This window comes from Agromyces sp. Marseille-P2726, assembly GCF_902809835.1.
Lineage (GTDB): Bacteria > Actinomycetota > Actinomycetes > Actinomycetales > Microbacteriaceae > Agromyces.
The window spans coordinates 94952-119733 of record NZ_CADDWM010000015.1; the positions used below are offsets into that span (position 1 = coordinate 94952).

General features: G+C 69.4%; 21 protein-coding genes. 19 read left to right on the plus strand and 2 right to left on the minus strand.

The genetic code is table 11. The annotated features are described in order from the left end of the window. The first annotated feature begins 2 nt into the window (after positions 1–2). The 9 genes from HUS56_RS13060 to HUS56_RS13100 all read left to right on the plus strand — a co-directional run bounded on the left by HUS56_RS13060 (position 3) and on the right by HUS56_RS13100 (position 9778). On the plus strand, positions 3–479 hold the full coding sequence (locus HUS56_RS13060; RefSeq protein WP_173923879.1) for a cell division protein SepF: 477 nt from the start codon (positions 3–5) through the stop codon (positions 477–479). A gap of 9 nt (positions 480–488) precedes the next feature. Further along, positions 489–806: a YggT family protein gene (locus tag HUS56_RS13065; RefSeq protein ID WP_173923880.1), complete on the plus strand. Its 318-nt coding sequence runs from the start codon at positions 489–491 to the stop codon at positions 804–806. A 128-nt stretch (positions 807–934) separates the two neighbouring features. Next, positions 935–1618 carry a DivIVA domain-containing protein gene (locus HUS56_RS13070; protein WP_173923881.1) on the plus strand — a complete coding sequence of 228 codons (684 nt, stop codon included), beginning with the start codon at positions 935–937 and terminating at the stop codon, positions 1616–1618. Further along, positions 1608–2267, plus strand: coding sequence for a signal peptidase II (gene lspA, locus HUS56_RS13075; RefSeq protein ID WP_256368817.1), 660 nt, complete (start codon positions 1608–1610; stop codon positions 2265–2267). Before HUS56_RS13070 ends, lspA begins: the two co-directional genes overlap by 11 nt. A gap of 2 nt (positions 2268–2269) precedes the next feature. Continuing rightward, positions 2270–3190 (plus strand): RluA family pseudouridine synthase, encoded by a 921-nt coding sequence (locus HUS56_RS13080; RefSeq protein WP_173923882.1) that lies wholly within the window; start codon positions 2270–2272, stop codon positions 3188–3190. A gap of 156 nt (positions 3191–3346) precedes the next feature. Next, positions 3347–6817: a DNA polymerase III subunit alpha gene (gene dnaE / locus HUS56_RS13085; RefSeq protein WP_254431512.1), complete on the plus strand. Its 3471-nt coding sequence runs from the start codon at positions 3347–3349 to the stop codon at positions 6815–6817. A gap of 22 nt (positions 6818–6839) precedes the next feature. Next, complete coding sequence (gene hisD, locus HUS56_RS13090; RefSeq protein ID WP_173923884.1) at positions 6840–8147, plus strand: histidinol dehydrogenase; 1308 nt, start codon at positions 6840–6842, stop codon at positions 8145–8147. Between the two features lie 46 nt (positions 8148–8193). Further along, positions 8194–8667, plus strand: a complete 474-nt coding sequence (nrdR, locus tag HUS56_RS13095; RefSeq protein WP_173923885.1) for a transcriptional regulator NrdR — start codon at positions 8194–8196, stop codon at positions 8665–8667. 43 nt (positions 8668–8710) lie between these two features. Further along, positions 8711–9778, plus strand: a complete 1068-nt coding sequence (locus tag HUS56_RS13100; RefSeq protein ID WP_173923886.1) for a quinone-dependent dihydroorotate dehydrogenase — start codon at positions 8711–8713, stop codon at positions 9776–9778. Positions 9779–9781: 3 nt separating this feature from the next. On the opposite strand, the gene HUS56_RS13105 is transcribed toward HUS56_RS13100, so the two are convergent. Beyond that, positions 9782–10840 (minus strand): App1 family protein, encoded by a 1059-nt coding sequence (locus HUS56_RS13105; RefSeq protein WP_173923887.1) that lies wholly within the window; start codon positions 10838–10840, stop codon positions 9782–9784. 112 nt (positions 10841–10952) lie between these two features. Between HUS56_RS13105 and HUS56_RS13110 the strand changes: the two genes are divergently transcribed. The 5 genes from HUS56_RS13110 (at position 10953) to HUS56_RS13130 (ending at position 14910) form a co-directional block, all read left to right on the plus strand. Further along, a complete protein-coding gene (locus HUS56_RS13110; RefSeq protein WP_173923888.1) occupies positions 10953–11615 on the plus strand; it encodes a TetR/AcrR family transcriptional regulator in 663 nt (220 codons plus the stop codon). Between the two features lie 133 nt (positions 11616–11748). Further along, positions 11749–12561 (plus strand): ABC transporter ATP-binding protein, encoded by an 813-nt coding sequence (locus HUS56_RS13115; RefSeq protein ID WP_173923889.1) that lies wholly within the window; start codon positions 11749–11751, stop codon positions 12559–12561. Continuing rightward, positions 12558–13247, plus strand: a complete 690-nt coding sequence (locus HUS56_RS13120) for an ABC transporter permease (protein ID WP_173923890.1) — start codon at positions 12558–12560, stop codon at positions 13245–13247. The genes HUS56_RS13115 and HUS56_RS13120 overlap by 4 nt, the downstream gene beginning before the upstream one ends. Further along, positions 13244–13987: an ABC transporter permease gene (locus HUS56_RS13125; RefSeq protein WP_173923891.1), complete on the plus strand. Its 744-nt coding sequence runs from the start codon at positions 13244–13246 to the stop codon at positions 13985–13987. The genes HUS56_RS13120 and HUS56_RS13125 overlap by 4 nt, the downstream gene beginning before the upstream one ends. Beyond that, positions 13984–14910, plus strand: coding sequence for an ABC transporter substrate-binding protein (locus HUS56_RS13130; protein WP_173923892.1), 927 nt, complete (start codon positions 13984–13986; stop codon positions 14908–14910). The genes HUS56_RS13125 and HUS56_RS13130 overlap by 4 nt, the downstream gene beginning before the upstream one ends. Here HUS56_RS13130 and HUS56_RS13135 read toward each other — a convergent pair. After that, complete coding sequence (locus tag HUS56_RS13135) at positions 14907–15785, minus strand: DedA family protein (protein WP_371808312.1); 879 nt, start codon at positions 15783–15785, stop codon at positions 14907–14909. The genes HUS56_RS13130 and HUS56_RS13135 overlap by 4 nt on opposite strands. Positions 15786–15910: 125 nt before the next feature. On the opposite strand from HUS56_RS13135, the gene HUS56_RS13140 reads away from it, so the two are divergent. The 5 genes from HUS56_RS13140 to HUS56_RS13160 all read left to right on the plus strand — a co-directional run bounded on the left by HUS56_RS13140 (position 15911) and on the right by HUS56_RS13160 (position 24779). After that, entirely contained in the window at positions 15911–17449 is a 1539-nt protein-coding gene (locus HUS56_RS13140) for a M20/M25/M40 family metallo-hydrolase (RefSeq protein WP_254431456.1), read from the plus strand. A 77-nt stretch (positions 17450–17526) separates the two neighbouring features. Next, a complete protein-coding gene (gene pabB / locus HUS56_RS13145; RefSeq protein WP_173923894.1) occupies positions 17527–18969 on the plus strand; it encodes an aminodeoxychorismate synthase component I in 1443 nt (480 codons plus the stop codon). An 85-nt stretch (positions 18970–19054) separates the two neighbouring features. Beyond that, positions 19055–21628 (plus strand): leucine--tRNA ligase, encoded by a 2574-nt coding sequence (gene leuS, locus HUS56_RS13150; protein WP_254431457.1) that lies wholly within the window; start codon positions 19055–19057, stop codon positions 21626–21628. Between the two features lie 94 nt (positions 21629–21722). Further along, positions 21723–22385 (plus strand): ComEA family DNA-binding protein, encoded by a 663-nt coding sequence (locus tag HUS56_RS13155; protein ID WP_173923895.1) that lies wholly within the window; start codon positions 21723–21725, stop codon positions 22383–22385. Then, positions 22386–24779, plus strand: coding sequence for a ComEC/Rec2 family competence protein (locus tag HUS56_RS13160; RefSeq protein ID WP_173923896.1), 2394 nt, complete (start codon positions 22386–22388; stop codon positions 24777–24779). The last annotated feature ends 3 nt before the right edge of the window (positions 24780–24782 follow it).

Here is a 24782-nt window from a genome sequence, read left to right on the forward strand (position 1 = left end):
CGATGTCGAACCCGCTCAAGAAGACCATGGTCTACCTCGGACTCGCCGACGAGGAGCTCGAGCAGGAGGCCGCGCCGCCGGCTCCGGCTCCCGCCCCCGTCGTGCACACGCCCCCGGTGGCGACGCCCAAGACGGGTGCGGCGGTGACGCCGCTCCGCAAGCACAATGTCCAACCGACCACAACGCAGGCGGAGATGAACGAGATCCTCACCGTGCACCCGCGCCAGTACCGTGACGCCCAGGTGATCGCCGAATCCTTCCGTGACGGCGTGCCCGTCATCATCAACCTGTCGCAGATGTCCGACGGCGACGCCCGTCGACTGATCGACTTCGCCAGCGGCCTGTCGCAGGGCCTGTACGGCAAGATCGAGCGGGTGACGAGCAAGGTCTTCCTGCTCTCACCGGCGCATGTCGTGGTCTCGGGCGAGGCCGGCGAGGCCGAGGGCGACGTCGACGCCTCGTTCTTCACGCACGCATAACATAGCGGGGTGGGCGCTCTCTCCGTCATCTGGAACATCCTCTACACGCTGCTCCTCATCTACTTCTTCGTCATGTGGGCGCGCTTCGTACTCGACCTCGTGCGCACGTTCAACCGGTCATGGCGACCGCGCGGGGCGTGGCTCGTGATCGTCGAGACGATCTACAGCGTCACCGATCCGCCCGTTCGCTTCTTCCGGCGGATCGTCCCGCCGATCCGTATCGGCCAGGTCGCACTCGACCTCGGGTGGAGCCTCGCCATGCTGCTCGTCATCGTCGCCATGACGGTCGTGTCGTGGCTCGCAGCGTCGTCCGCGGCCGCCGGCTGACGATCTCCTGCGAGGGAGTCGGGGCGTGACGAACGGCACTGCGGCTGGCATGCGGTGTTTGCTACCGTTAGCAGAACGTGATCCGAACAGTTCGACACGCAGTTCGACAGAATCGAGGGTGGGAAGCCATGGCGCTAACTCCGGAAGATGTGGTCAACAAGCGCTTCCAGGCGACGAAGTTCCGCGAGGGATACGACCAGGACGAGGTCGATGACTTCCTCGACGAGGTCGTCGTCGAACTGCGTCGGCTGAACCAGGAGAACGACGACCTCCGCCAGCGCCTCGCCGCTGCCGAGGCCCGTGCCGCAGAGTCGTCCAAGGGCGCCCCCTCGGCGCCGACGCCCGCGCCGGTCTACAACGAGCCGGCCGCTCCGCCGCCGCCCACCGTCGCGGTTCCCGCGCAGACGCCCACGCCGCAGTCCGAGATCGACGAGCAGACGTCGACGACGAATCTGCTCCAGCTCGCCCGCCGGCTCCACGAGGAGCACGTGCGCGAGGGCATCGAGAAGCGCGACGCCCTCATCGCCGAGGGTCACGCCACCGCGGCTCGCGTGGTCGCCGAGGCCGAGGCCAAGCAGCGTCAGCAGATGGGCATCCTCGACCAGGAGCGCCTCGCCCTCGAGAAGCGCGTCGACGAACTGCGCGTGTTCGAGCGCGACTACCGCGCCAAGCTCAAGAGCTACATCGAGGGCCAGCTGCGCGAGCTCGACACGGCGGCGCCGGTGCAGGTATCGGGGAACCAGGGCTTCTCGTCGCCCGTGAACGCGTCCGAGCAGGCACCTGCACCGACGTTCCAGGGCTTTGGCGGCTGAGCGGGCCGCGAAGGTCGGCACCACCACCGCACTCATCATCCTGGTCGCCGCCGCCATCGTGGTGTACGGCGTCGACCAGTCGACCAAGTTCCTCGTCGTCACGAACCTCACCGAGGGCGAAGTCGTGCCGGTGCTCGGATACGTGCTGCAATGGCAGTTCGTGCGGAACCCTGGTGCGGCATTCTCCCTCGCCAGCGGCATGACGTGGATCTTCACGATCCTCGCCGCCGGCGTGATCACGTTCATCGTGTGGTTCGCACGGCGCATCCGCTCGATAGCCTGGGCACTCGTCTTCGGGCTCCTCCTCGGCGGCGTCCTCGGCAACCTGACCGACCGGCTCTTCCGGGAGCCGAGCTTCGGTCTCGGCCACGTCATCGACTTCATCTCGACGCCGTGGATGCTCCCCGCGATCTACAACATCGCCGACATCGCGATCGTCTCGAGCATGGTGCTCTTCATGATCCTGACGATCCGGGGCGTCGGCCTCGACGGCACACGCGAATCCAGGCGAGCGGATGCCACGACCGACGCGGCGCCCGCAGCCGACGTCGAGGCTCCGGGAGCGGCGCCGACCGACGGATCCGACGCCCCGCCGTCCGGCGACGGGCGCCCTCCGCTCGCCGGCTCGCAGCTCGCGGCCGAGTCCTGAGCATGGAGCACCGCTCGTTCCCCGTTCCCGACGGGCTCGACGGCGTGCGTGTCGACCAGGGGCTGGCCAAGCTGCTGGGTTTCTCCCGCACGCAGGCGGCGGACATCGCATCCGCCGGGGGAGCCGTGCTCGACGGGGCATCCGTCGAGAAGTCCGACCGCCTTCGCGCGGGCGGCTGGCTCGAGGTGAGCTGGGAGCCGGCGCGCACGCTTCAGGTCGAGGCGATCCCGGTGCCCGAACTCGGGATCGTGCACGACGACGACGACATCGTGGTGGTCGACAAGCCGGCCGGCGTCGCCGCGCACCCCTCGCTCGGCTGGGAGGGGCCGACCGTCGTCGGCGCACTCGCCGCCGCCGGGTACCGCATCTCGACCTCGGGGGCACCCGAACGACAGGGCGTCGTGCACCGGCTCGACGCAGGCACCAGCGGGCTCATGGTGGTGGCGAAGTCGGAACGCGCCTACACCGACCTGAAACGGCAGTTCCACGACCGCGAGGTCGACAAGATCTACCACACGGTGGTGCAGGGACATCCCGACCCGCTCGCCGGAACGATCGACGCCCCGGTCGGGCGCCACCCTCGTTCCGATTGGAAGTTCGCCGTGGTAGCGGGCGGCAAGAACGCCGTCACCCACTACGAGACGATCGAGGCGTTTCCGTACGCGTCCCTGCTCGAAGTACACCTCGAGACCGGTCGCACCCATCAGATCCGGGTGCACATGGCGGCCCAGCGGCATCCCTGCGTCGGCGACGGGATGTACGGGGCCGACCCCACGCTCACCGCGCGGCTCGCCCTCACCCGACAGTGGTTGCACGCCAAGGAGCTCTCGTTCGCGCACCCCGGAGCCGGCAGCTGGACGACGTTCGAGTCGGAGTACCCGGCCGACCTGGCGCACGCGCTCGAGCTGCTGCGCGGCGACTGACGCGGTCGGGTCGCGCACCGGCGCGCGTCCTCGCCGTCGCGTCGCACGGTCACCGTAGACTCGGATCACCCCAGAGACCAGCCTCGCAGTACTTCGATGAGGAGCCCCGTGGCCGCCGATTCCTTCGTCCACCTGCACGTCCACTCCGAGTACTCGATGCTCGACGGCGCGGCGCGGGTGGGGGAGCTCATCCAGGCCGCGAAGAACCAGGGCATGTCCGCCGTGGCGGTCACCGATCACGGCAACATGTTCGGCGCCTACGACTTCTGGAAGCAGGCGACCGACGCCGGTGTCAAGCCGATCATCGGCACCGAGGCGTACATCACGCCGGGCACGCATCGCAGCGACCGCACCCGGGTGCGATGGGGCGGGGGCGGCGAAGACGACGTGTCGGGCTCGGGCGCCTACACGCACATGACCCTGCTCTCCGAGACGACCGAGGGCATGCACAACCTGTTCCGCCTCTCGAGCCTCGCGTCGATCGAGGGGTACTACTTCAAGCCGCGCATGGACCGCGAGCTCCTCCAGACCTACTCCACAGGACTCATCGCCACGACCGGATGCCCCTCGGGCGAGGTGCAGACCCGCCTGCGGCTCGGGCAGTACGACGAGGCGCTGAAGGCGGCGTCCGACTATCGCGACATCTTCGGCCCCGAGAACTACTTCGCCGAGATCATGGACCACGGCCTCGGCATCGAGAAGCGCATCATGGACGACCTCCTGCGGCTCGCGAAGCAGCTCGGCCTGCCGTTGGTCGCCACGAACGACCTGCACTACACCCACGCCCACGACGCGAAGAGCCACGCCGCCCTCCTCTGCGTGCAGTCGGGGTCGACGCTCGACGACCCCAATCGGTTCAAGTTCGACGCCGACGAGTTCTACCTGAAGACCGCCGCCGAGATGCGGCACGTGTTCCGCGACCATCCCGAGGCCTGCGACGCCACGCTCGAGATCGCAGAGCGGTGCGACGTGCGGTTCGACACCAGTGCCAACTACATGCCCCGCTTCCCGGTGCCCGAGGGCGAGAGCGAGGAGAGCTGGTTCGTGAAGGAGGTCGAGCGGGGCCTGCACCTGCGATACCCGGCCGGCATCCCCGACGAGGTACGCAAGCAGGCCGACTACGAGGTCGGCGTGATCACGCAGATGGGCTTCCCGGGCTACTTCCTCGTCGTCGCCGACTTCATCAACTGGTCGAAGAACCACGGCATCCGCGTGGGTCCCGGCCGCGGCTCGGGAGCCGGGTCGATGGCCGCGTACGCGATGCGCATCACCGACCTCGATCCGCTGCAGCACGGACTGATCTTCGAGCGCTTCCTCAATCCCGACCGCGTCTCGATGCCCGACTTCGACGTCGACTTCGACGAGCGTCGTCGCGGTGAGGTGATCAAGTACGTCACCGACAAGTACGGAGACGAGCGCGTCGCCCAGATCGTCACGTACGGCACGATCAAGGCGAAGCAGGCCCTGAAGGACTCGAGCCGAGTGCTCGGATTCCCGTTCGGCATGGGGGAGAAGCTCACCAAGGCGATGCCGCCGGCCGTCATGGGCAAGGACATCCCCCTGTCGGGAATCCTCGACACGCGGCATCCGCGGTACAAGGAGGCCGGTGACATCCGTGCCCTCATCGAGACCGATGCCGAGGCCAAGACGGTCTTCGAGACGGCACTCGGTCTCGAGAACCTGAAGCGCCAGTGGGGCGTGCACGCCGCCGGCGTGATCATGTCGAGCGACCCCCTGATCGACATCATCCCGATCATGAAGCGGGAACAAGACGGCCAGATCGTCACGCAGTTCGACTACCCCGCCTGCGAGGCGCTCGGGCTGATCAAGATGGACTTCCTCGGGCTGCGCAACCTCACGATCATCGACGACGCCCTCGACAACATCGAGGCGAACCGGGGGTTCCGGCCCGTGCTCGAAGACCTCGCGCTCGACGACGCCGGGGCCTACGAGCTGCTCGCACGGGGTGACACGCTCGGCGTCTTCCAGCTCGACGGGGGGCCCATGCGTTCCCTGCTCCGACAGATGAAGCCCGACAACTTCGAGGACATCTCGGCGGTCATCGCGCTGTACCGCCCGGGTCCGATGGGCGCGAACTCGCACATCAACTATGCGCTGCGCAAGAACGGGCTGCAGCCGATCACGCCGATCCACCCCGAGCTCGAAGAGCCGCTGCGAGACATCCTCGACACCAGCTACGGCCTCATCATCTACCAGGAGCAGGTCATGGCGATCGCGCAGCGCGTCGCCGGATTCTCGCTGGGGCAGGCCGACATCCTGCGTCGGGCCATGGGCAAGAAGAAGAAGTCCGAGCTCGACAAGCAGTACGAGGGCTTCTCCGCGGGCATGAAGGCCAACGGCTATTCGGATGCTGCGGTGCAGACGCTCTGGGACATCCTGCTCCCGTTCTCCGACTATGCGTTCAACAAGGCGCACTCGGCCGCGTACGGGGTCTTGAGCTACTGGACGGCGTACCTCAAGGCGCATTATCCGGCCGAGTACATGGCGGCACTGCTGACCAGCGTCGGCGACGCGCGCGACAAGCTCGCGCTGTACCTCAACGAGTGCCGCCGCATGGGCATCCGGGTGCTGCCGCCCGACGTGAACGAGTCCATCGGGTTCTTCGCGGCGGTCGGCGACGACATCCGATTCGGGCTGGGCGCGGTTCGGAACGTGGGCTTCAACGTCGTCGACGCGATCCGGGCCGCCCGAGAGGAGAAGGGCCGGTTCGAGTCGTTCCACGACTTCCTCAAGAAGGTGCCCATCCAGGTGGCGAACAAGCGCACCGTCGAATCGCTCGTGAAGGCGGGCGCCTTCGACTCGCTGGGTGCGACTCGTCGTGCGCTCATCGAGATCCACGAGGGCGCGGTCGAATCCGCGGTGAAGGAGAAGCGCGCCGAGGAGGTCGGCGACATCGGATTCGACTTCGACAGCCTGTTCGAAGACCACGAGCGCGACGCGGTTCCGTCGCTGGTACCCGATCGTCCCGAGTGGACCAAGCGCGACAAGCTGGCGTTCGAGCGCGAGATGCTCGGCCTGTACGTCTCCGATCACCCGCTCGCGGGGCTCGAGGCGCCGCTCGCCAAGCACGCCACGACGTCGATCACGGAGCTCATGAGCTCGGATGCGACGCAAGACGGCGACACCGTCACGATCGCGGGTCTCGTGACGAGCGTTCAGCACCGGGTGGCGCGGCAGAGCGGCAACCAGTACGGCATGATCCAGGTCGAGGACTTCTCGGGCGAGATCACGGTGATGTTCATGGGCAAGGCGTATCAGGAGTTCGCGCCGGCGCTGAAGAGCGACTCGATCGTCGTCGTGCGCGGTCGGGTGAGCCTGCGCGACGACGGCATGAACCTGCACGCCTACAGCGTCTTCTCGCCCGAGCTGGGCCAGGGCGACGAGTCGGGTCCGGTCGTCATCTCATTGCCCGACGTTCGCGCGACGACCGACACCATCAGCGCGCTCGGCGACGTGCTCGTGCGGCACCGCGGCGAGACCGAGGTGCGGCTGCGCCTGGTGAGGGGCCGCACGGCTCGCGTCTTCGAGGTGCCGCATCCCGTGGAGGTCACCGCCGACCTCTACGGCGAGCTGAAGAGCCTCCTCGGCCCGAACTGCCTGGTGTAGCGGCCGGTAGGCTGGCCCGGTCATGCTTCGAACCCTCGACCTTCGCGGTTCCCGCCCGTCGCCGACCGACCTGCTCGGCCTCGTGCCGCGCGCCGCCATGGATGTCACCGCTGCGCTCGATGCCGCGCGCGGGCTCATCGACGCCGTCCGCGAGCACGGCGAAGCCGCCCTGCTCGAGCAGGCGGAGCGCTTCGACGGCGTGCGCCCTGCGACGGTACGCGTTCCGGCCGAAGACCTCCAGGCCGCGCTCGACATCCTCGATCCCGACGTGCGCTCGGCGCTCGAGTCGACGATCACGCGAGTGCGGGCGGCCAGCGCCGCACAGGTTCCCCCCTTCGAGCGAACGCAGCTCGCCGACGGCGCGGTCGTCGAGCAGCGCTGGCAGCCCGTGGGCCGTGTCGGCCTCTACGTGCCCGGCGGCAAGGCGGTCTACCCGTCGAGCGTCGTGATGAATGTGGTCCCGGCGCAGGTCGCGGGAGTGCGCTCGATCGCGCTCGCGTCGCCCGCGCAGGCCGCCTTCGGCGGACGCATCCATCCGACCATCGCCGCCGCCGCAGCGCTGCTCGGCATCACCGAGGTCTACGCGATGGGCGGCGCCGGCGCCGTCGGCGCGTTCGCCTACGGTGTTCCGGCGCTGGGCCTCGAGCCCGTGCAGCGCGTGACCGGCCCGGGCAACGTCTACGTCGCGGCCGCGAAGCGACTCGTGCAGGGCGTCACGGGCATCGACGCCGAAGCGGGCCCCACCGACATCCTCGTGATCGCCGACGACACCGCCGATGCCGACCTCGTGGCCGCCGACCTCGTGAGCCAGGCCGAGCACGACGAACTCGCGGCATCCGTGCTCGTCACCGACTCAACCGACCTGGCCGACCTCGTGCGTGCACGACTGGCCGAACGGGTCGCCGCGACCAAGCACTCGGCTCGCGTGCGCACGGCACTCGAGGGCGTGCAGTCGGCCGTGGTGCTGGTCGACGACCTCGAGCAGGCCGCCGACTTCTCGAACGCCTTCGGTCCCGAGCACCTCGAGATCCAGGTGCGCGATGCCGACGCCATGCTCGCCCGCATCGAGAACGCCGGCGCGGTCTTCATCGGACCGTACTCGCCGGTCAGTCTCGGCGACTACGCGGCGGGCTCGACCCCCGTCCTCCCCACCGGCGGACAGGCGCGCTCGACCGCCGGCCTGTCCGCGGCGACATTCCTCCGGCCCCAGCAGGTGGTCCGCTACGACGAGGGCGCCCTCCGCGAGGTGGCGCCGGTGATCGCGGCGCTCTCGGCCGAAGAGGACCTGCCGGCGCATGGCGAGGCGGTGACGGCCCGGTTCCGCCGCTGAGCACGGCGGCGGAGGCGTCCCGCCGCGCCACTAGGCTGAGAGCACCATGTACTGTCCGTTCTGCCGCCACCCCGACTCTCGGGTCATCGACTCGCGCACGAGCGACGACGGCCTCTCGATCCGGCGCCGACGGCAGTGCCCCGAGTGCGGGCGTCGGTTCTCGACCACCGAGACGGCGAGCCTCGCCGTGATCAAGCGCAGCGGCGTCATCGAGCCCTTCAGTCGGGAGAAGGTGGTCGCGGGCGTGAAGAAGGCCTGCCAGGGCCGCCCGGTGACCGACTCCGACCTCGCGCTGCTCGCCCAGAAGGTCGAGGAGACCATCCGCTCGACCGGCGCCTCGCAGATCGAGGCGAACGACATCGGACTCGCCATCCTGCCACCGCTTCGCGAGCTCGACGAGGTCGCCTACCTTCGGTTCGCGAGCGTCTACCAGGCGTTCGAGTCGCTCGACGACTTCGAGTCGGCCATCGGAGCGCTCAGGGCCGAGCACGGCAGGCTGCCGGCCCGTCCCGTGGAGTGACGAGGCCACGTCGCGACGGGCGCCCCGATACCCTGAGTCCGGCATGTATCGACTCCTCTTCTCCCTCGTCCTGTCCCGCATGGATCCCGAGGACGCGCATCACCTCGCCTTCCGTGTCATCAGAATGCTCCCGGCGCTCGGGATCGGCGGGCTCGTCGAGCGGTTCACCGAGCCCGACGCGTCGCTCGCCGTCGAGGCGCTCGGACTCCGGTTCCCGTCCCCCTTCGGCGTGGCCGCGGGATTCGACAAGGACGGCCATGCCGTGCGGGGCCTCGGCCAGCTCGGGTTCGGGCACGTCGAGGTCGGCACGATCACCGCGATCGCGCAGCCGGGCAACGAGCGCCCGCGGCTCTTCCGGCTCATCGGCGATCGCGCACTCGTCAACCGGATGGGATTCAACAACGGCGGTGCGGATGCCGCAGCGGGGCGCCTCTCGCGCCTGAGCCGGCGATCCCGGCGACCCGTGCTCGGTGTGAACATCGGCAAGAGCCGGGTGACCCCCGTCGACGACGCGGTCGCCGACTACGAGCGCAGCGCGCGCGTCCTCGCCCCGTACGCCGATTACCTCGTGGTGAACGTCAGCTCGCCGAACACGCCAGGGCTCCGTGGGCTGCAAGAGTTGGACGCGCTCGCGCCGCTCCTGCGAACGGTGCGCGCCGTCGCCGGCCCGACTCCGCTCCTCGTGAAGATCGCGCCCGACCTCAGCGACGAAGAGATCATCCGGATCTGCGAGCTGGTCACCGCGCTCGGCCTCGACGGCATCATCGCCACGAACACCACGATCTCGCGGGAAGGACTCAGGGCTCCGGCATCCGTCGTCGAGGCGATCGGTGCCGGCGGCCTCTCGGGCGCCCCGCTCGCGGCGCGGTCGAGCGCGGTGCTGCGGATCGTGCGGGCGCACGTGCCCGCCACGCTCTGCGTGATCTCGGTCGGCGGCGTCGAGACGGCGGCCGACGTGCAGGATCGCCTCGATGCCGGGGCGACCCTCGTGCAGGGCTACTCCGCGTTCGTCTACCGGGGTCCGCTCTGGGCTCGCCACATCAATCGCGGCCTCGCTCGGATCCGTCGCGATCGCGCGGAGCACGGTGCTCCGGCGGCCACTGCCGCCTGAGGGCTACAGGATGCCGATGTCGGCGAGCCGGTCGGCGAGGGTGGCGCCGTCGCTCGCCGAGACCCACGCGACGTCGGCGCCGTGCTGTTCGGCCTTGGTACGGCCCCCGGCGAGCACCGCCTCGCCCGTGGAGAGGCGACGGATGGCAACGGCGGCGACCCGCTCGGGATGCTCGGCGGCGAATCGCGCGTACAGCTCCTCGTCGTGCTGGCCGTCGTCGCCCACCAGGAGCCAGCGCACGTGCGGGAACTCGTCGGCGAGGCGCCGGAGGCTGTCCTCCTTGTGCTCGCGTCCGCTGCGGAACCAGCGGTCGTGCGTCGGGCCCCAGTCGGTGAGGAGCAGGGGCCCGGCAGGATACAGGTTGCGCGAGAGGAACCGGGTGAGCGTCGGTGCGACGTTCCAGGCGCCGGTGGACAGGTAGACGACCGGCGCGCCCGGGTGAGCTCTGACGAGGCGCTCGTAGAGCACCGCCATGCCCGGGGTCGGGCTGCGCGCGTGCTCGTCCAGCACGAAGGTGTTCCAGAACGCCACGAACGGGCGGGGCAGCGCCGTCACCATGACGGTGTCGTCCACGTCGGAGATGATGCCGAAGTGCACATCGGGCCCGACGATCCAGATGGGTGCCTCCACCTGTTCCGAGCCCTCCACCTGCAGCGTGGCCCGATGCCATCCGGGCGTGAGCGAGACGGGGACCTTCGTGTCGATGACTCCGCCGCGGTCGGCGAGGACCTCGAGGCGTTCTCCGCCGATCTCGATCATGACGGGCACGTCGCCGACGGGCACGCTGGTGAAGCTGCGCCAGCCGCGGATGCCCTGCTCGCGTCGTCGCCGACGCCGCTTCGATGGTTCATCGGCGGAGATCGGCCGGCTGAGCAGCACGCGGCAGAGGATTCGGGCCCATTCGGTCGAGCCGTACCCCGTGTACGGGACGACGGTCGGGACGTGTCCGCGTCGCCTGGCCCAGCGCTCGCGCACGTCGTGGATCCAGTCCTCGAGGCGCGCCGCGCGGTGCCGGACCTGACGTTCTTGGGATCCGGCCGGGGTCGGGGGGGTCGCCGGCATCCACTCAGTCTGTCATGCGTGACGGGTGGGTCGCGAAACGCGCCGGGCCTGACGATGGTCGGTTCGAACGCGGCGGTCCCGCTAGAGTGGAGCCGCAAATGAGGGAGGTTCCGTGGCGAATGTCGACCTGATCCGGAGGGCCGAGACCAGCCGCAAGCGCTCGATCCGAACCGAGCCGACGCAGCGACGCAGCACCCAGCGACTCAATGCGCTGCTCGATGCCGCGGCCGAGATCGTCGACGAAACCGGATTCGACCGGCTCACCACCCAGATGGTCGCCGAGCGCGCCGGCGCCTCGATCGGCACGGTATATCGGTACTTCCCCGACCGGGTCGCGGTGCTGCACGCGCTGCGCGAACGGGCCATCCGGCGCTTCCGGGAGCGGGTCGCCGACGAGATGGAACGCGCCGAACTCGAGACGTGGCGCGACGTGGTCGATGTCGCACTCGACGCGTGCGCGACCCTCTATCGCGATGAGCCCGGCTTCACGGTCGTGCACGCCGGCCAGCGCGAGACGGCCGAAGACGACATCGAACCCGAGTTCGCGCACCGTATGGCGCAGCTCATCGAGGACGGTTTCGACGTCGAAACCGACGAGCCCGAGCTCCGGTTCCGGCTCGGGGTCGCCCTCGAGATCGCCGACGCACTGATCAGCCGGGCGTTCGAACGCGACCCCGCCGGAGATGAGCGCTACCTCGCAGAGGCGAAACGACTCGTGCACCACTACCTCGCCGAGCACCTCGACGGCGTTCGTGCCGTGAGCAGCGTCGCCTGACCCGCCCTCGACGCCGAGCGTTCAGCGGGCCGCACCCTCCACGCGGCGTGATCGCGTTGCCTCGCGCCGAGAATGATGTTTGGCTGGAACTCTGCATCCGGGTGATCGTGCCCGAGTCGGGATAGAGGCGGCGATGATCGAGTTCCGTGGCGTCACCAAGCAGTTCCCTGACGGCACCGTTGCGGTGGAGAACGTCGACATCGTCATTCCACCCCACAAGACCACCGTGCTCGTCGGGTCGTCCGGCTCCGGGAAGACGACGCTCCTGCGCATGATCAACCGCATGGTCGACCCCACCGCGGGCGCGGTCCTCATCGACGGCACGGATGTCGCGACCGTCGACCCGGTGCAGCTGCGGCGCGGCATCGGCTACGTCATGCAGAACTCGGGGCTCCTGCCGCATCGCCGGGTCATCGACAACGTGGCGACGGTGCCGTTGCTCCGCGGCACGAGGAAGCGCGAGGCGTACGATCGCGCGCTCGCCCTGCTCGACACGGTCGGGCTGGACCGATCGCTCGCCGACAAGTACCCGAGCCAGCTCTCGGGCGGTCAGCAGCAGCGGGTGGGGGTCGCGCGCGGGCTCGCGGTCGATCCGAACATCCTGCTCATGGACGAGCCGTTCGGCGCCGTGGACCCGATCGTGCGGGCCGAGCTCCAGCAGGAGCTCCTGCGGCTGCAGGGTCAGCTCGGGAAGACGGTGGTGTTCGTGACCCACGACATCGACGAGGCGTTCCTGCTCGGCGACCAGGTCGTGATCATGCAACATGGCGGCAAGATCTCGCAGGCCGCATCGCCCGGCGAGATCCTCGCGCATCCGGCCGACGCGTTCGTGGCCGACTTCGTCGGAGCCGACCGCGGCAAACGGGCGCTGCACGTGAGGGAGGTCGACGGGCGTCGACTGGTCGTCGACGCCGACGGGCGTCCTGCAGGGGTTCTCGCCTCGTGAACTGGCTCTGGTCGAACCTCGACCTGATCGGCGAGCTGACACTCGTTCACCTGGAATTGTCGGTGCCCGCGATCATACTGAGCTTCGTGATCTCGATTCCGATCGGGTGGCTCGCGCACCGCTTCCGGTGGTCGCGCGGCGTGCTGCTGTCGCTCTGCGCGCTGCTCTACGCCGTGCCGTCGCTGGCCCTCTTCGTGATGCTTCCCCCGATCACGGGCTTCGATCTCCGTTCACCGCTCAATCTCGTGCTCGCGCTCACGCTCTACGGCATCGCGGTGATCGTGCGCACCGCCGCCGACGCATTCGACTCGGTCTCGCCCGACGTGCGCCAGTCGGCGACGGCCGTGGGCTACTCCACGGTCCGACGGTTCTGGGGCGTCGAGCTGCCCCTCGCGGGCCCTGTGCTCCTCTCGGGCCTCCGCGTCGTCATCGTGAGCACGGTGAGCCTCGTCACCGTAGGTGCGGTGATCGGCGTGCCGAGCCTCGGAAGCCTCTTCACCGACGGGTTCCAACGCGGCATCCAGGCCGAGATCATCGCCGGCATCGTCGCGACCGTCCTGCTCGCCCTGGTGCTCGATGGAGCGAGCGTGCTCCTCGGTCGGCTGCTCATGCCGTGGTCGAGAGCCGACGGGGCGACGGGCCGGGCCGCCGCCACGACCCTCGTGAAGCAGGCTGGCACGGCATGAACCTCTTCTTCGACGCCATCGCCTGGATCCTCGATCCCGTGAACTGGACGGGTGCGGGCAGCATCCCCGACCGCATCGTCCAGCACCTCGCGGTATCAGGTGCGGTTCTGCTCATCGCAGCGGCCATCGCGCTTCCGCTCGGCGGCGTCGTGGGGCACACGGGGCGTGGCAAGAACCTCGCAGTCATGGTCTCGGGCGGGTTGCGGGCCCTGCCGACCCTCGGGTTGCTGACCCTCTTCGGCATCTGGATCGGCATCGGTCTCACGGCGCCGGTCATCGCGCTCGTCATCCTCGCGATCCCGCCCCTGCTCGCGGGCGCGTACGCGGGCTTCGAATCGGTCGATCGTCGAACGGTCGACGCCGCGCGGGCGGTGGGCATGCGCGAATCCCAGATCGTGGGCAAGGTGGAGCTTCCGCTCGGCATGCCGATCGTCGTCGGCGGCATCCGTTCCGCCACGCTGCAGATCATCGCCACGGCGACACTCGCGGCCTACATCGCCGACGAAGGGCTGGGCCGGTTCATCTTCGAGGGATTGAAGACGCGCGACTACCCCGAGATGCTCGGCGGCTCGATCCTCGTGATCATCCTGGCGCTCGTCGTCGACGGCGCCTTCGCGCTCACCCAGCGCGTGGTGGTGCCCGCCGGGGTGCGAGCATCGCGAACGAGAGAGCTCCGTTCCCGGCCGACCCGGTCGCGAACGGTCGTGGGGCGACCCATCCATGAAGGGAATCGACAATGATCACAGCAGGAAAAGGCCGGCTCGTTGCGCTCGCAGCAGTCGCGGTCGGGGCGACAGTGGCCCTGGCAGGGTGTGCGTCGGGCGATCCGCTCGACGGCGGGTCAGATGAGCAGAGCGGAGCCTCCGAGACCATCGTCGTCGGCTCCCAGGACTACTACTCGAACGAGATCATCGCCGAGATCTACGCTCAGGCGCTCGAGCAGAACGGGTTCACGGTCGACCGGCAGTTCCGCATCGGCCAGCGTGAGGTGTACATCCCCGAGATCGAAGACGGCTCGATCGACGTCTTCCCCGAGTACACCGGAAACCTGCTCCAGTACTACGTTCCCGACACCACCGCGACCGCGAGCGACGACGTCTATGCCGAGCTCGAGACGTCCCTTCCCGAAGGGCTCCGGGTGCTCGACCAGTCGCCGGCGACCGACCAGGATTCGTACAACGTCACGCAGGCGTTCTCCGATGAGAACGGCGTGACGAGCCTCGCCGACCTGAAAGACGTGACGACGCCGATCACGCTCGGCGGCAACTCCGAGCTCGCCACCCGTCCGTATGGTCCCGAGGGGCTCAAAGAGGTGTACGGCGTCGACGTCGCCTTCACGCCCATCGAAGACAGCGGCGGACCGCTCACCCTCAAGGCGCTCGTCGACAACCAGGTGCAGATGGTGAACATCTTCAGCGCCGATCCCAAGATCGCCGCGAACGACCTCGTGACCCTCGAAGACCCCGAAGGGCTCTTCCTGGCTTCGCATGTGGTTCCGGTCGTGAGCGAGAAGGTCACCGACGAGATGGCGGAGATCATCAACACCGTGAGCGCTGCCCTCACGGCCGAAGACCTCGTCGCCCTCAACGCGCTGAGCGTCGATGAGCAGCAGTCCGCCGAGCAGATCGCGAGCGACTGGCTCGCCGACCAGTCGCTCTTCTAGCGGTCGCGATCGTGTTTCGAGGGGTCGGATGCCGCGGCATCCGACCCCTCGTCGTCGAGGTCGGCCGACACGACGTCGACCGAACGGAGCACGATGCCGCCCGAATCCTCCGCTGCCATCGAGCCTCGGGCTGGCGGCTCGGCCGTCGCCATGTGCCGGGCCTCCGAACGCACGATGAGCTTCTTCACACCCCACACCACGAGCAGGAAGAGGGCGATCACCGCGACGAACACGTACCCCGCCCAGTGCAGCTCGCGGCTCACCTCACGGTATCCTCCCGCGGCGAGCGAGCCGACGGTCACGTAGGCGAACGCCCAGATGACGCACGCCGGCGCGGTCCAGGCGATGAACCGCCGGTACCGCATGGTGCTCATGCCGACGGTGAGTGGGATGAGCGAGTGCAGCACCGGGAGGAATCGGGAGATGAAGACGGCCGGGCCGCCGCGCCGGTCGAGGTATCGCTGGGCTCGCGCCCAGTTCTCTTCGCCGATCCTGCGGCCGAGCCGCGAATGCTGGATGCGCGGTCCGAACCAGCGCCCGAGGCCGAAGCCGATGCTCTCACCGACCAGCGCTCCCACGATGACGGCGAAGGTGAGAGCGAAATACTGGATGGTGCCCTCGACCCCGGTGGAGGCGACGAGCACGATCGTGTCGCCGGGCACCACGAGGCCGATGAGGACCGACGTCTCGAGCATGATGCCCAGCCCGGCGATGAGCGTGCGCGCGACCGGATCCACGGACTGCACCGTTTCGAGGATCCAGTCGAGGAGCTCGTTCACCGTTCGAGCGTATCGACGGCGGCCACGGCTCGCGTCACTCTCGGGGACGATTCCGAGGATGACGAGGTACGCGGCGAGCCGGAGGGCGATGAGCACGACGCTCTTCCCATCGCCTCGGGCGTGAGTTAGCCTCACCTGCAGCGGTCTGCTCATCGGAGAGCAGGCCGCGCGGCACTCGTCCGAGTTGCCGCATGCACGTCTGCTGCGACGAAGGAGCAACTGTGAATCATCGAACTCGAACCGGCCTGAAGGTCGGGGCGATCACGGCATCGGCCGCGGTGTGCGGGTCGCTGGCCCTGGCATTGCCGGCTCAGGCCGCCGTGCCGACCGATACCGAGCCCCTGCGCGACGCCGTCACCGTCGAGGGCGTCATGGAGCACCTCGAGGAGTTCCAAGAGATCGCGGAGGCGAACGGCGGCAATCGTGCCGCGGGCACGTCGGGCCACGAAGCGTCGGTCGACTACATCGAAAGCCAACTGGAGGCCGCCGGCTACACGACCACTCGCCAGGAGTTCACCTACGAGCGCACGAACTTCACTGGGACGTCGCTCTCGCGCACGTCGCCCGACCCCGACGTGCAGTACACGCTCGGCGTCGACTACTTCCCCATGGACTTCACCGGCGGCGGCACTGTCAGCGCCCCGGTGACGGCGGTCGACGTGAACCTCGCCGGCGACCGCAGCTCGACGAGCGGCTGCGAGTCGAGCGACTTCGCGGGCTTCCCGGCCGGGAACATCGCTCTCATCCAGCGTGGCTCGTGCGACTTCGCGGTGAAGGCCGCGAACGCCCTCGCCGCCCAGGCCAGCGGCGTGATCATCTTCAACCAGGGCAATGTCGTGCCCGGAGACGACCGTCTCGGGCTGTTCGGCGGCACCCTGGGGTCGATCATCGACCCCGATCTCCCGGTCGTCAGCGCGCCATTCGCGCTCGGTGAGGAGTGGGTGAACACGCCCGGTCTCGAGATGACCCTCAGCGTCCAGATCACCATCGAAGAGGTCACCACCGAGAACATCTGGGCCGACACCAGCGGTCGCGCCGATCGTACGGTCGTCGTGGGTGGCCACCTCGACTCAGTTGCCGAAGGTCCTGGCATCAACGACAACGGCTCGGGCACGGCCGCGATCCTCGAGACGGCGATCCAGATGGCCGAGCTCGGCATCGAGCCCGAGAACCGCGTGCGGTTCGCCTTCTGGAGCGGCGAGGAGGACGGACTCATCGGCTCCAGCTACTACGTGTCGCAGCTGCCGAAGAAGGAGCTGAAGGGCACCGCCGTGAACCTGAACTTCGACATGATCGGGTCGGTCAACGCGGTGAACTTCATCTACGACGGCGACGGCGACGCCCTCGGCGTGGCGGGTCCGAACGGCTCCGGCACGATCGAGGGTGTCTTCGAGGACTTCTTCGAGTCGGAGAGTGAGCCGTTCGAGCCGACCGACTTCGACGGTCGCAGCGACTACTTCGGCTTCATCGAAGCGGGCATCCCGGCGGGTGGTCTCTTCACGGGTGCCGAGGGCATCAAGTCGGCCGAGCAGGCGGCCGTCTTCGGCGGTACCGCCGGAGTGGCGTACGACCCGTGCTACCACGCGGCGTGCGACACGCTGGCGAACATCGACGAGGACACGCTCGCCCTGATGTCCGACGCCGTCGCGCACTCGACGCTCGTCTTCGCAGAGACGTCGTCTGCGGTCAACGGCACCGGCAAGGGCAAGGCCCTTGGACAGTTCAAGCCCGACTTCAAGGGACACCAGGCGATCCGCTAGAAGGGCTGATCGCGGAAGGGGCGGTGCGGGCAGCCGCATCGTCCCTTCACCGTGCCGGCGCGCCCTACGCTGGGAGGATGCGCCGCATCTGCACCCGTCGACTGGTGGGCTGGCGCGATCCCGAGGTCGTCTTCCGTGCGTGGTTCGCGGATGCCGCGTACACCGTCTGGCTCGATGGCGGTTCGGATGCCGCGACGGGCGTCAGCGTGCTCGCCACGGCGCACGCCGGCAGCGAGTTCGTCACCGCTGACGCAGGGCGTGGCACCGTCAGCCGCGTCGCGCCGCTCAGCGACGACGAGCCGGCGACGGTGGCGGCATCCGTCTTCGAGGTGCTCGCCGAGGGGCTGGGCGCCCGCTCGTCCGGCCCTACCGACGCTGACCACGACCTCGCGGCACGGCTCGGGTGGTACGGGTGGTTCGGCTACGAGCTCGGGGCGCAGCTCAACGACGTTCCCGCGTCGGACGCCGAGACACCCGACGCCGCCTTCCTCTTCGTCGACCGAGCCATCGTGTTCGACCACGCCGCACGCACCATGCAGCTCGTCTGGTGCCAGGCGGATGAGACGGATGCCGCGGCCGCAGCGTGGGCCGACGACCTCGAGTCGCGCTTCCTCGCGCTCGACCCCGGCCGTACCGTGCTCGATCGGCCGGCCGCCGTCGAGGGCGATCGCCGACAGCCTCCGACCGTGCGCTGGCGGCACTCACCCGAGCGGTACGCCGAGCTCATCGGCGAGTGCCAGGCCGCGATCGTTCGGGGCGACGCCTATCAGCTGTGCCTCACCAACCGAGTCGACGTCGATGTACGACCCGATCCGGCCGCGACGTACCTCGCCCTTCGGGCCTCGAGTCCGAGCCATCACGGCGGACTCCTGCGGTTCGGCGAGTTCGCGCTCCTGAGCGCCTCACCCGAGCAGTTCCTCCTGGTCGATGCAGATGGCTTCGTCACCACCAAGCCGATGAAGGGCACGCGACCGCGCGGGAACGACACGGCTGCCGACCTCGCGCTGCGCCGCGAGCTCGTCGAAAGCGAGAAGGAGCGCGCCGAGAACCTCATGATCGTCGACCTGATGCGCAACGACCTCGGACGCATCGCGGAGCTCGGTTCGGTGTCGGTGCCGAGCCTGCTCGAGGTGGAGGAGTACGCCCACGTGCACCAGCTCGTCTCGACCGTTCGCGCGCGGATCCGGCATCCGCTCACCGCACTCGACGTCGTCGCGGCCGCCTTCCCAGCCGGCTCGATGACCGGCGCACCCAAGCGCAGCGCGATGACGATCCTCCATGAACTCGAGCAGGGACCGCGTGGCGTGTACTCGGGCACGTTCGGGTACCTCGGCATCGACGGCAGCGCCGACCTGGCGATGGTCATCCGGTCGATCGTGCTGACCCCACGCGGCGCCAGCATCGGCACGGGCGGCGGCATCACGGCGCTGTCGGTCGCCGAGGAGGAGATCGAGGAGACCCGCGTGAAGGCGAGGGCGCTGCTCGCGGTGCTCGGCGCGGCGGCGCCACGTGGGGAGTGACTAGGCTTGAGAGTCGAGCACGCCGTCGCTGCGGCGTGCCCGAATGATGTGCGGATTCGACCGCAGCGACACGATTGAGAGTCACGTGGCACACGATCACGACCAGTCCCGCGCCGACCACGGCGCCTACGACTTCGCGGCGATCCAGGCGAAGTGGCTGCCCGTGTGGGAAGAGCTCCAGCCGTTCCGGGCCGGACTGCCGGGCGACACGAAGCCCCGCAAGTACATCCTCGACATGTTCCCGTATCCGTCGGGTGACCTCCACATGGGCCACGCTGAGGCCTTCGGCTTCGGCGACATCGTCGCCCGCTACTGGCGGCACCAGGGCTTCGACGTGTTGCACCCCGTCGGCTGGGACTCGTTCGGGCTTCCCGCCGAGAACGCCGCCATCAAGCGCGGCGTCGACCCCCGAGGATGGACCTACCAGAACATCGAGCAGCAGAAGCGGTCGTTCCGCCAGTACGCGCCGTCGTTCGACTGGTCGCGAGAGCTTCACACGAGCGATCCCGAGTACTACCGATGGAACCAGTGGCTGTTCCTGAAGCTCTACGAGAAGGGCATCGCGTACCGCAAGGCCGGAATGGTCAACTGGTGCCCGAACGATCAGACCGTGCTCGCCAACGAGCAGGTCATCGACGGGCACTGCGAACGCTGCGGGTTCGTCGTCACCAAGAAGTCGCTCACGCAGTGGTACTTCCGAGTGACCGACTACGCCGACCGACTCCTCGATGACTTGAACCAGCTCGAGGGAGCATGGCCGTCGAAGGTCATCTCGATGCAGCGCAACTGGATCGGTCGATCCTCGGGCGCCGACGTCGACTTCCAGATCGAGGGGCGCGAGGAGCCCGTGACGGTCTTCACGACACGACCCGACACGCTCTACGGGGCCACCTTCATGGTCGTGGCCGCCGACGCCGAGCTCGCTGCCGAGCTCGCTGACGGGGCATCCGACGAGGTCAAGGTCCGGTTCAACGACTACCTCGACTCGGTGCGCGCCGAGAGCGATATCGATCGCCTGTCGACCGAGCGGCCGAAGACCGGCGTATTCCTCGAGCGGTATGCGATCAACCCGGTGAACGGCGAGCGGCTGCCGATCTGGGCGGCCGACTACGTGCTGGCCGATTACGGTCACGGCGCGATCATGGCGGTGCCTGCCCACGACCAGCGCGACCTCGATTTCGCTCGCACGTTCGGGCTGCCGATCCGCGTCGTGGTTGATACGAATGCACCGGTCACCGGCGTGGTGCCGGTGATCCCGCTCGACGAGCACGGCGATCCGGTGCTGCCCGACGACGTGGAGACGCTCGATCCGGCTTCGACCGGGGTGGCCCTGGCCGGTGACGGCCGTCTCGTCAATTCGGGGCCGCTCGACGGGCTGTCGAAGACGAACGCGATCCGACGCGTCATCGAGATCCTCGAGCAGCGCGGACTCGGGCGTGCGTCGAAGAACTTCCGCCTGCGCGACTGGCTCATCTCCCGTCAGCGCTATTGGGGAACCCCCATTCCGATCATCCACTGCGCCGAGTGCGGTGAGGTCCCGGTGCCCGAGAACGAGCTTCCGGTTCGGCTGCCCGATGCTGCAGGTCTCGACCTGAAGCCGAAGGGCACGAGCCCGCTCGGAGCCGCCGAGAGCTGGGTGAACGTCGCCTGCCCGAACTGCGGCGGCCCGGCCAAGCGCGATTCCGACACGATGGACACGTTCGTCGACAGCTCCTGGTACTACCTGCGCTACTTGAACCCGAACGACGAGACCAAGGCGTTCGACGTCGCCGAGGCCGAGAAGTGGATGCCCGTCGACCAGTACGTCGGCGGGGTCGAGCACGCCATCCTCCATCTGCTGTACTCGCGGTTCATCACCAAGGTGCTCTTCGACCACGGCTACCTGAGCTTCACCGAGCCGTTCACCTCGCTGCTGAACCAGGGCATGGTCATCATGAACGGCGCGAAGATGTCGAAATCGAAGGGCAACCTCGTCGAGTTCGCGACCGAGCTCGCCGCACACGGTGCCGATGCCCTGCGCGTGACGCTCGCATTCGCCGGTCCGCCCGAGGAGGACATCGACTGGGCCGACGTCTCGCCCGTCGGTGCGGCGAAGTTCCTGGCCCGCGCCTGGCGCATCTCTGGCGAGGTCGCATCGAGTCCCGATGTGGAGTGGAAGACCGGTGACGTGTCGCTGCGTCGCATGACGCATCGCCTGCTCGCCGACGCCCCGCAACTCGTGGAGGCGTTCAAGTTCAATGTCGTGGTCGCTCGCCTGATGGAGCTCGTGAACGCGACGCGGAAGGTCATCGACTCGGGGGCCGGGCCTGCCGATGCCGCGGTGCGCGAGGCCGCCGAGGTGACCGCGATGATCCTCGACCTGTTCGCGCCGTACACCGCGGAAGACATGTGGCAGCGCCTGGGCTACGAACCCACCGTCGCACTCGTGCCGTGGCGCAAGGCCGACCCGGCCCTGCTCGTCGAGGACTCGGTCACCGCGATCGTGCAGGTCGACGGCAAGGTGCGCGACCGGCTGGATGTCTCGCCGAAGATCTCCGTCGAGGAGCTCGAGACCCTCGCCCGAGCGTCGACGGGCGTCGCACGTGCCGTCGGCGAGCGCGAGATCGTGAACGTGATCGTGCGCGCGCCGCGGCTCGTGAACATCGCCACGCGCCGCTGACACTCCTCCTCCACAGGCGACGGCCCGGGCTCGCGGGGTGCCGGTACCGTCGACCCGGCAGGATCCGCGGGCACCCGCTCGGTAGCGTGCCGGCATGCCCGCGAGCCAGCGACCCGACCCGCTCGACGCGCTCGCACCATCGGCACGTCGCGCCGCTCCTCGCACGCGGATCGCGGTCGGCGCCTCGGTCGTGCTCTTCCTCGCGTGCGTCGCGGTCGCGGCGGCCCTGTCGTTCTCCGCGGCGGGGGGCGGCGACCAGGGCGTCGTCGCTCGATTCGACGCGCAAGCTCCCGCGACTGCACTTCCGGGCGACCGCGCGATCGTCAGCAGCGAGCCGCTGCTGGTGCATGTGCTCGGTGCCGTCGCAGAGCCGGGGCTCGTGGAACTCGCCGCGGGGGCGCGCGTCGTCGACGCGGTCGCGGCCGCGGGCGGGTTCACGGCCGAGGCCGATCCCGCCGGAGTCAACCTCGCTCGACCGGTCGTCGACGGCGAGCAGTTGGTCGTGCTCGCCCTCGGCGAGGCGCCGCCGCCCGCCCCCGATGGCACGGCCGCGGGTGCCGGCGACGGGCTCGTGCACCTGAACACCGCCGATGTCGCAGCGCTCGACACGCTGCCCCGCATCGGGCCGGCGCTCGCGCAGCGCATCATCGATTGGCGGGAGGCGAACGGCCCGTTCACGAGCGTCGATCAGCTGCTCGATGTCGCCGGCATCGGCGATGCCGTGTTCTCGGGGCTCGCCGACAAGGTCACGCTGTAGGTGCGCGACCTCCGGCTGCTGCTGCCTGCCGCGGTGGCGTGGTCCGCCGCATGGTGGGCGGTTTGGGCGCCGGATCCGTGGCTCGGCGCGCGGGCGATGTCGTGGGCGCTCTGGGCGAGCGGGCTGGCCGTGCTCGCGCTGATGGTCGGCACGGTCGTGCGGCGGGGTGGGCCGCGGCGCGCCGATGCCATCGACCGTTCCACGGTCATCGCCGCCCGGCTCGTCCGCAACGGCCCCGCCGTGGTCGTCGCACTGGCGGCGGCGGCGCTGGTGACGTCGTCCGCTGCATCCGGGCTCGAACAGCGCGCGCAGTCCCCGTTGACCGCGGCCGCTCATGCCGGGCAGACGGTGCACGTCGTCGTCGATGTCGTGGCGGCGCCGCGTCTCATGCGGGGCGCCGGCTGGGGTGAGACCCCCGAGGAACGGAGCGTCCGTGTCGACGGGCGGCTCGTCTCGGTCGACGGTGCGGACGTCGCGGCGGTGGCGGTCACGACGACGCTCCCGGGGCGCTCGGGCCGCATCGAGCTCGGCGGCCGCGTCGCCTTCGACGCGCGCTCGTCGACGCTGCCCGCCGAGGAGGAGAGCGGCTTCCGGCTCCGGGCCGGCGGTGAGGTTCGTGTCGAGCCTCCGCCACCGTGGTTGGCCTGGGCGGCGGTCCTTCGCCATGGATTCGCGGATGCCGCTGCCGGCCTGGGCGGCGATGGCGGGGCGCTCGTCCCCGGGCTGGCGATCGGCGACACGACTGCGGTCGACGCCGAGCTCGATGCGGCGATGAAGGCGAGTTCGCTCAGCCACCTGACCGCCGTTTCGGGAGCCAACTGTGCGATCGTCACCGCGGCGGCGTTCGGGCTCGCGGCACTGCTCCGCCTCCCACGCGCTGCTCGCGTCGTCGTGGCGATGGCGGCGCTGGTGGGGTTCGTCGCACTCGTGACACCGCAGCCGAGCGTCGTACGCGCGGGCGTCATGGCGATCGTCGTGCTCATCGCGATCGCGGCCGGCCGGCCGGGTGGTGGCGTGGCCGCACTCTCGGTCGCGGTGTCGGGGCTTCTCGTCGCCGACCCCTGGTTCTCGAGGGACTACGGATTCGCGCTCTCCGCCGCCGCCACGGCGGGACTCCTGCTGCTCGCGGGGCCGCTGTCGGCGCGAATGGCGCGGGTGATGCCCGTGCCGCTCGCGATCGCCCTCGGTGTTCCCCTGGCCGCCCAGCTGGCGTGTCAGCCCGTGCTCGTGCTGCTCGACCCGGCGATCGCCGTCTATGGTGTGGCGGCGAACCTGCTCGCCGCGCCCGCGGCCCCGGTCGGCACGGTGATCGGGATGCTCGGATGCCTCGTGCTGCCGGTGCTGCCGTCGGTGGGAACGGCCTTCCTGCAGTTGGCATGGCTGCCGGCGTCGTGGATCGCCGTTGTCGCGCACGGGGCCGCCGCGCTCCCCGGCGGGCGATTGCCATGGCTGCCCGATGCCCCGGGAGCCCTGCTGCTCGGCGCCGGCACGGCACTCGCCCTCTGGCTGGTGCTCGGCGATCAGCGTCGCCGAGCGGCCCGTGCGGTGGCTGCGTTCGCACTGGCCATCGTCGTCGCGGTTCCGGTCGGATCTTCGCTCGTCGCTCCGGTGATCGGGAGCGCGACTCGGCCGCCGGAGTGGGACGTGGCCTCATGCGATGTCGGTCAGGGTGACGCGGTCCTGATCCGGTCCGCCGGCGAGACGGCCCTCGTCGACACCGGGCCCGATCCGGCCGCGCTCGACCAGTGCCTCGCACTGCTCGGCGTGGAGCGGGTCGATCTGCTCGTGCTCACGCACTGGGATGCCGATCACGTCGGGGGAGCGGCGGCGATCGCCGGGCGCGTCGAGGTCGTGGTGCACGGACCACTCGACGGGGCCCGCTCCGATCGAGCGCTCGGGCCCCTCGTTCGTTCGGGAGCGGAGGTGGTCGAGGTGCTGGCCGGGCATGGTGGCCTCGTCGGCGACGCGTACTGGCGGGTGCTCTGGCCGCGACCCGGCCTCGCGCCGGGCAATGACGCGAGCGTCGTCCTCGAGGTCGACGCCGCGGACTACCGGATGCTGCTGCTCGGCGACCTGGGCGAGGAGGCGCAGGCACGGCTGCTCCGGTCCACCGAGGTGCAGCGGGCCGACCTGGTGAAGGTTGCGCATCACGGTTCCGCCGACCAGAGCGCCCGCCTGTACCACCAGGTCGGTGCGGCCGTGGGGATCATCGGCGTGGGACGCGACAACGGGTACGGTCACCCCACTGAACGCCTGCTCGACCTGCTGCGCTCCTCGGGGACGACGGCGCTTCGCACCGACCGGTCGGGAACTGCCGTGCTGACCGCCGAGGGCGATGGGGTGTTCAGACTGTGGAGCGAACGCTCGGGCACCGAGGTCGGACCCCGCCCCTAGACT

What these genes read in the sequence shown, in the direction of transcription:
- HUS56_RS13060 (WP_173923879.1), top strand. Translation starts at nt 3, where the DNA reads ATGTCGAACCCGCTCAAGAAGACCATGGTCTACCTCGGACTCGCCGAC.
- HUS56_RS13070 (WP_173923881.1), top strand. Translation starts at nt 935, where the DNA reads ATGGCGCTAACTCCGGAAGATGTGGTCAACAAGCGCTTCCAGGCGACG.
- HUS56_RS13080 (WP_173923882.1), top strand. Translation starts at nt 2,270, where the DNA reads ATGGAGCACCGCTCGTTCCCCGTTCCCGACGGGCTCGACGGCGTGCGT.
- dnaE (WP_254431512.1), top strand. Translation starts at nt 3,347, where the DNA reads ATGCTCGACGGCGCGGCGCGGGTGGGGGAGCTCATCCAGGCCGCGAAG.
- hisD (WP_173923884.1), top strand. Translation starts at nt 6,840, where the DNA reads ATGCTTCGAACCCTCGACCTTCGCGGTTCCCGCCCGTCGCCGACCGAC.
- nrdR (WP_173923885.1), top strand. Translation starts at nt 8,194, where the DNA reads ATGTACTGTCCGTTCTGCCGCCACCCCGACTCTCGGGTCATCGACTCG.
- HUS56_RS13100 (WP_173923886.1), top strand. Translation starts at nt 8,711, where the DNA reads ATGTATCGACTCCTCTTCTCCCTCGTCCTGTCCCGCATGGATCCCGAG.
- HUS56_RS13105 (WP_173923887.1), bottom strand. Translation starts at nt 10,840, where the DNA reads ATGCCGGCGACCCCCCCGACCCCGGCCGGATCCCAAGAACGTCAGGTC.
- HUS56_RS13115 (WP_173923889.1), top strand. Translation starts at nt 11,749, where the DNA reads ATGATCGAGTTCCGTGGCGTCACCAAGCAGTTCCCTGACGGCACCGTT.
- HUS56_RS13125 (WP_173923891.1), top strand. Translation starts at nt 13,244, where the DNA reads ATGAACCTCTTCTTCGACGCCATCGCCTGGATCCTCGATCCCGTGAAC.
- HUS56_RS13130 (WP_173923892.1), top strand. Translation starts at nt 13,984, where the DNA reads ATGATCACAGCAGGAAAAGGCCGGCTCGTTGCGCTCGCAGCAGTCGCG.
- pabB (WP_173923894.1), top strand. Translation starts at nt 17,527, where the DNA reads ATGCGCCGCATCTGCACCCGTCGACTGGTGGGCTGGCGCGATCCCGAG.
- HUS56_RS13155 (WP_173923895.1), top strand. Translation starts at nt 21,723, where the DNA reads ATGCCCGCGAGCCAGCGACCCGACCCGCTCGACGCGCTCGCACCATCG.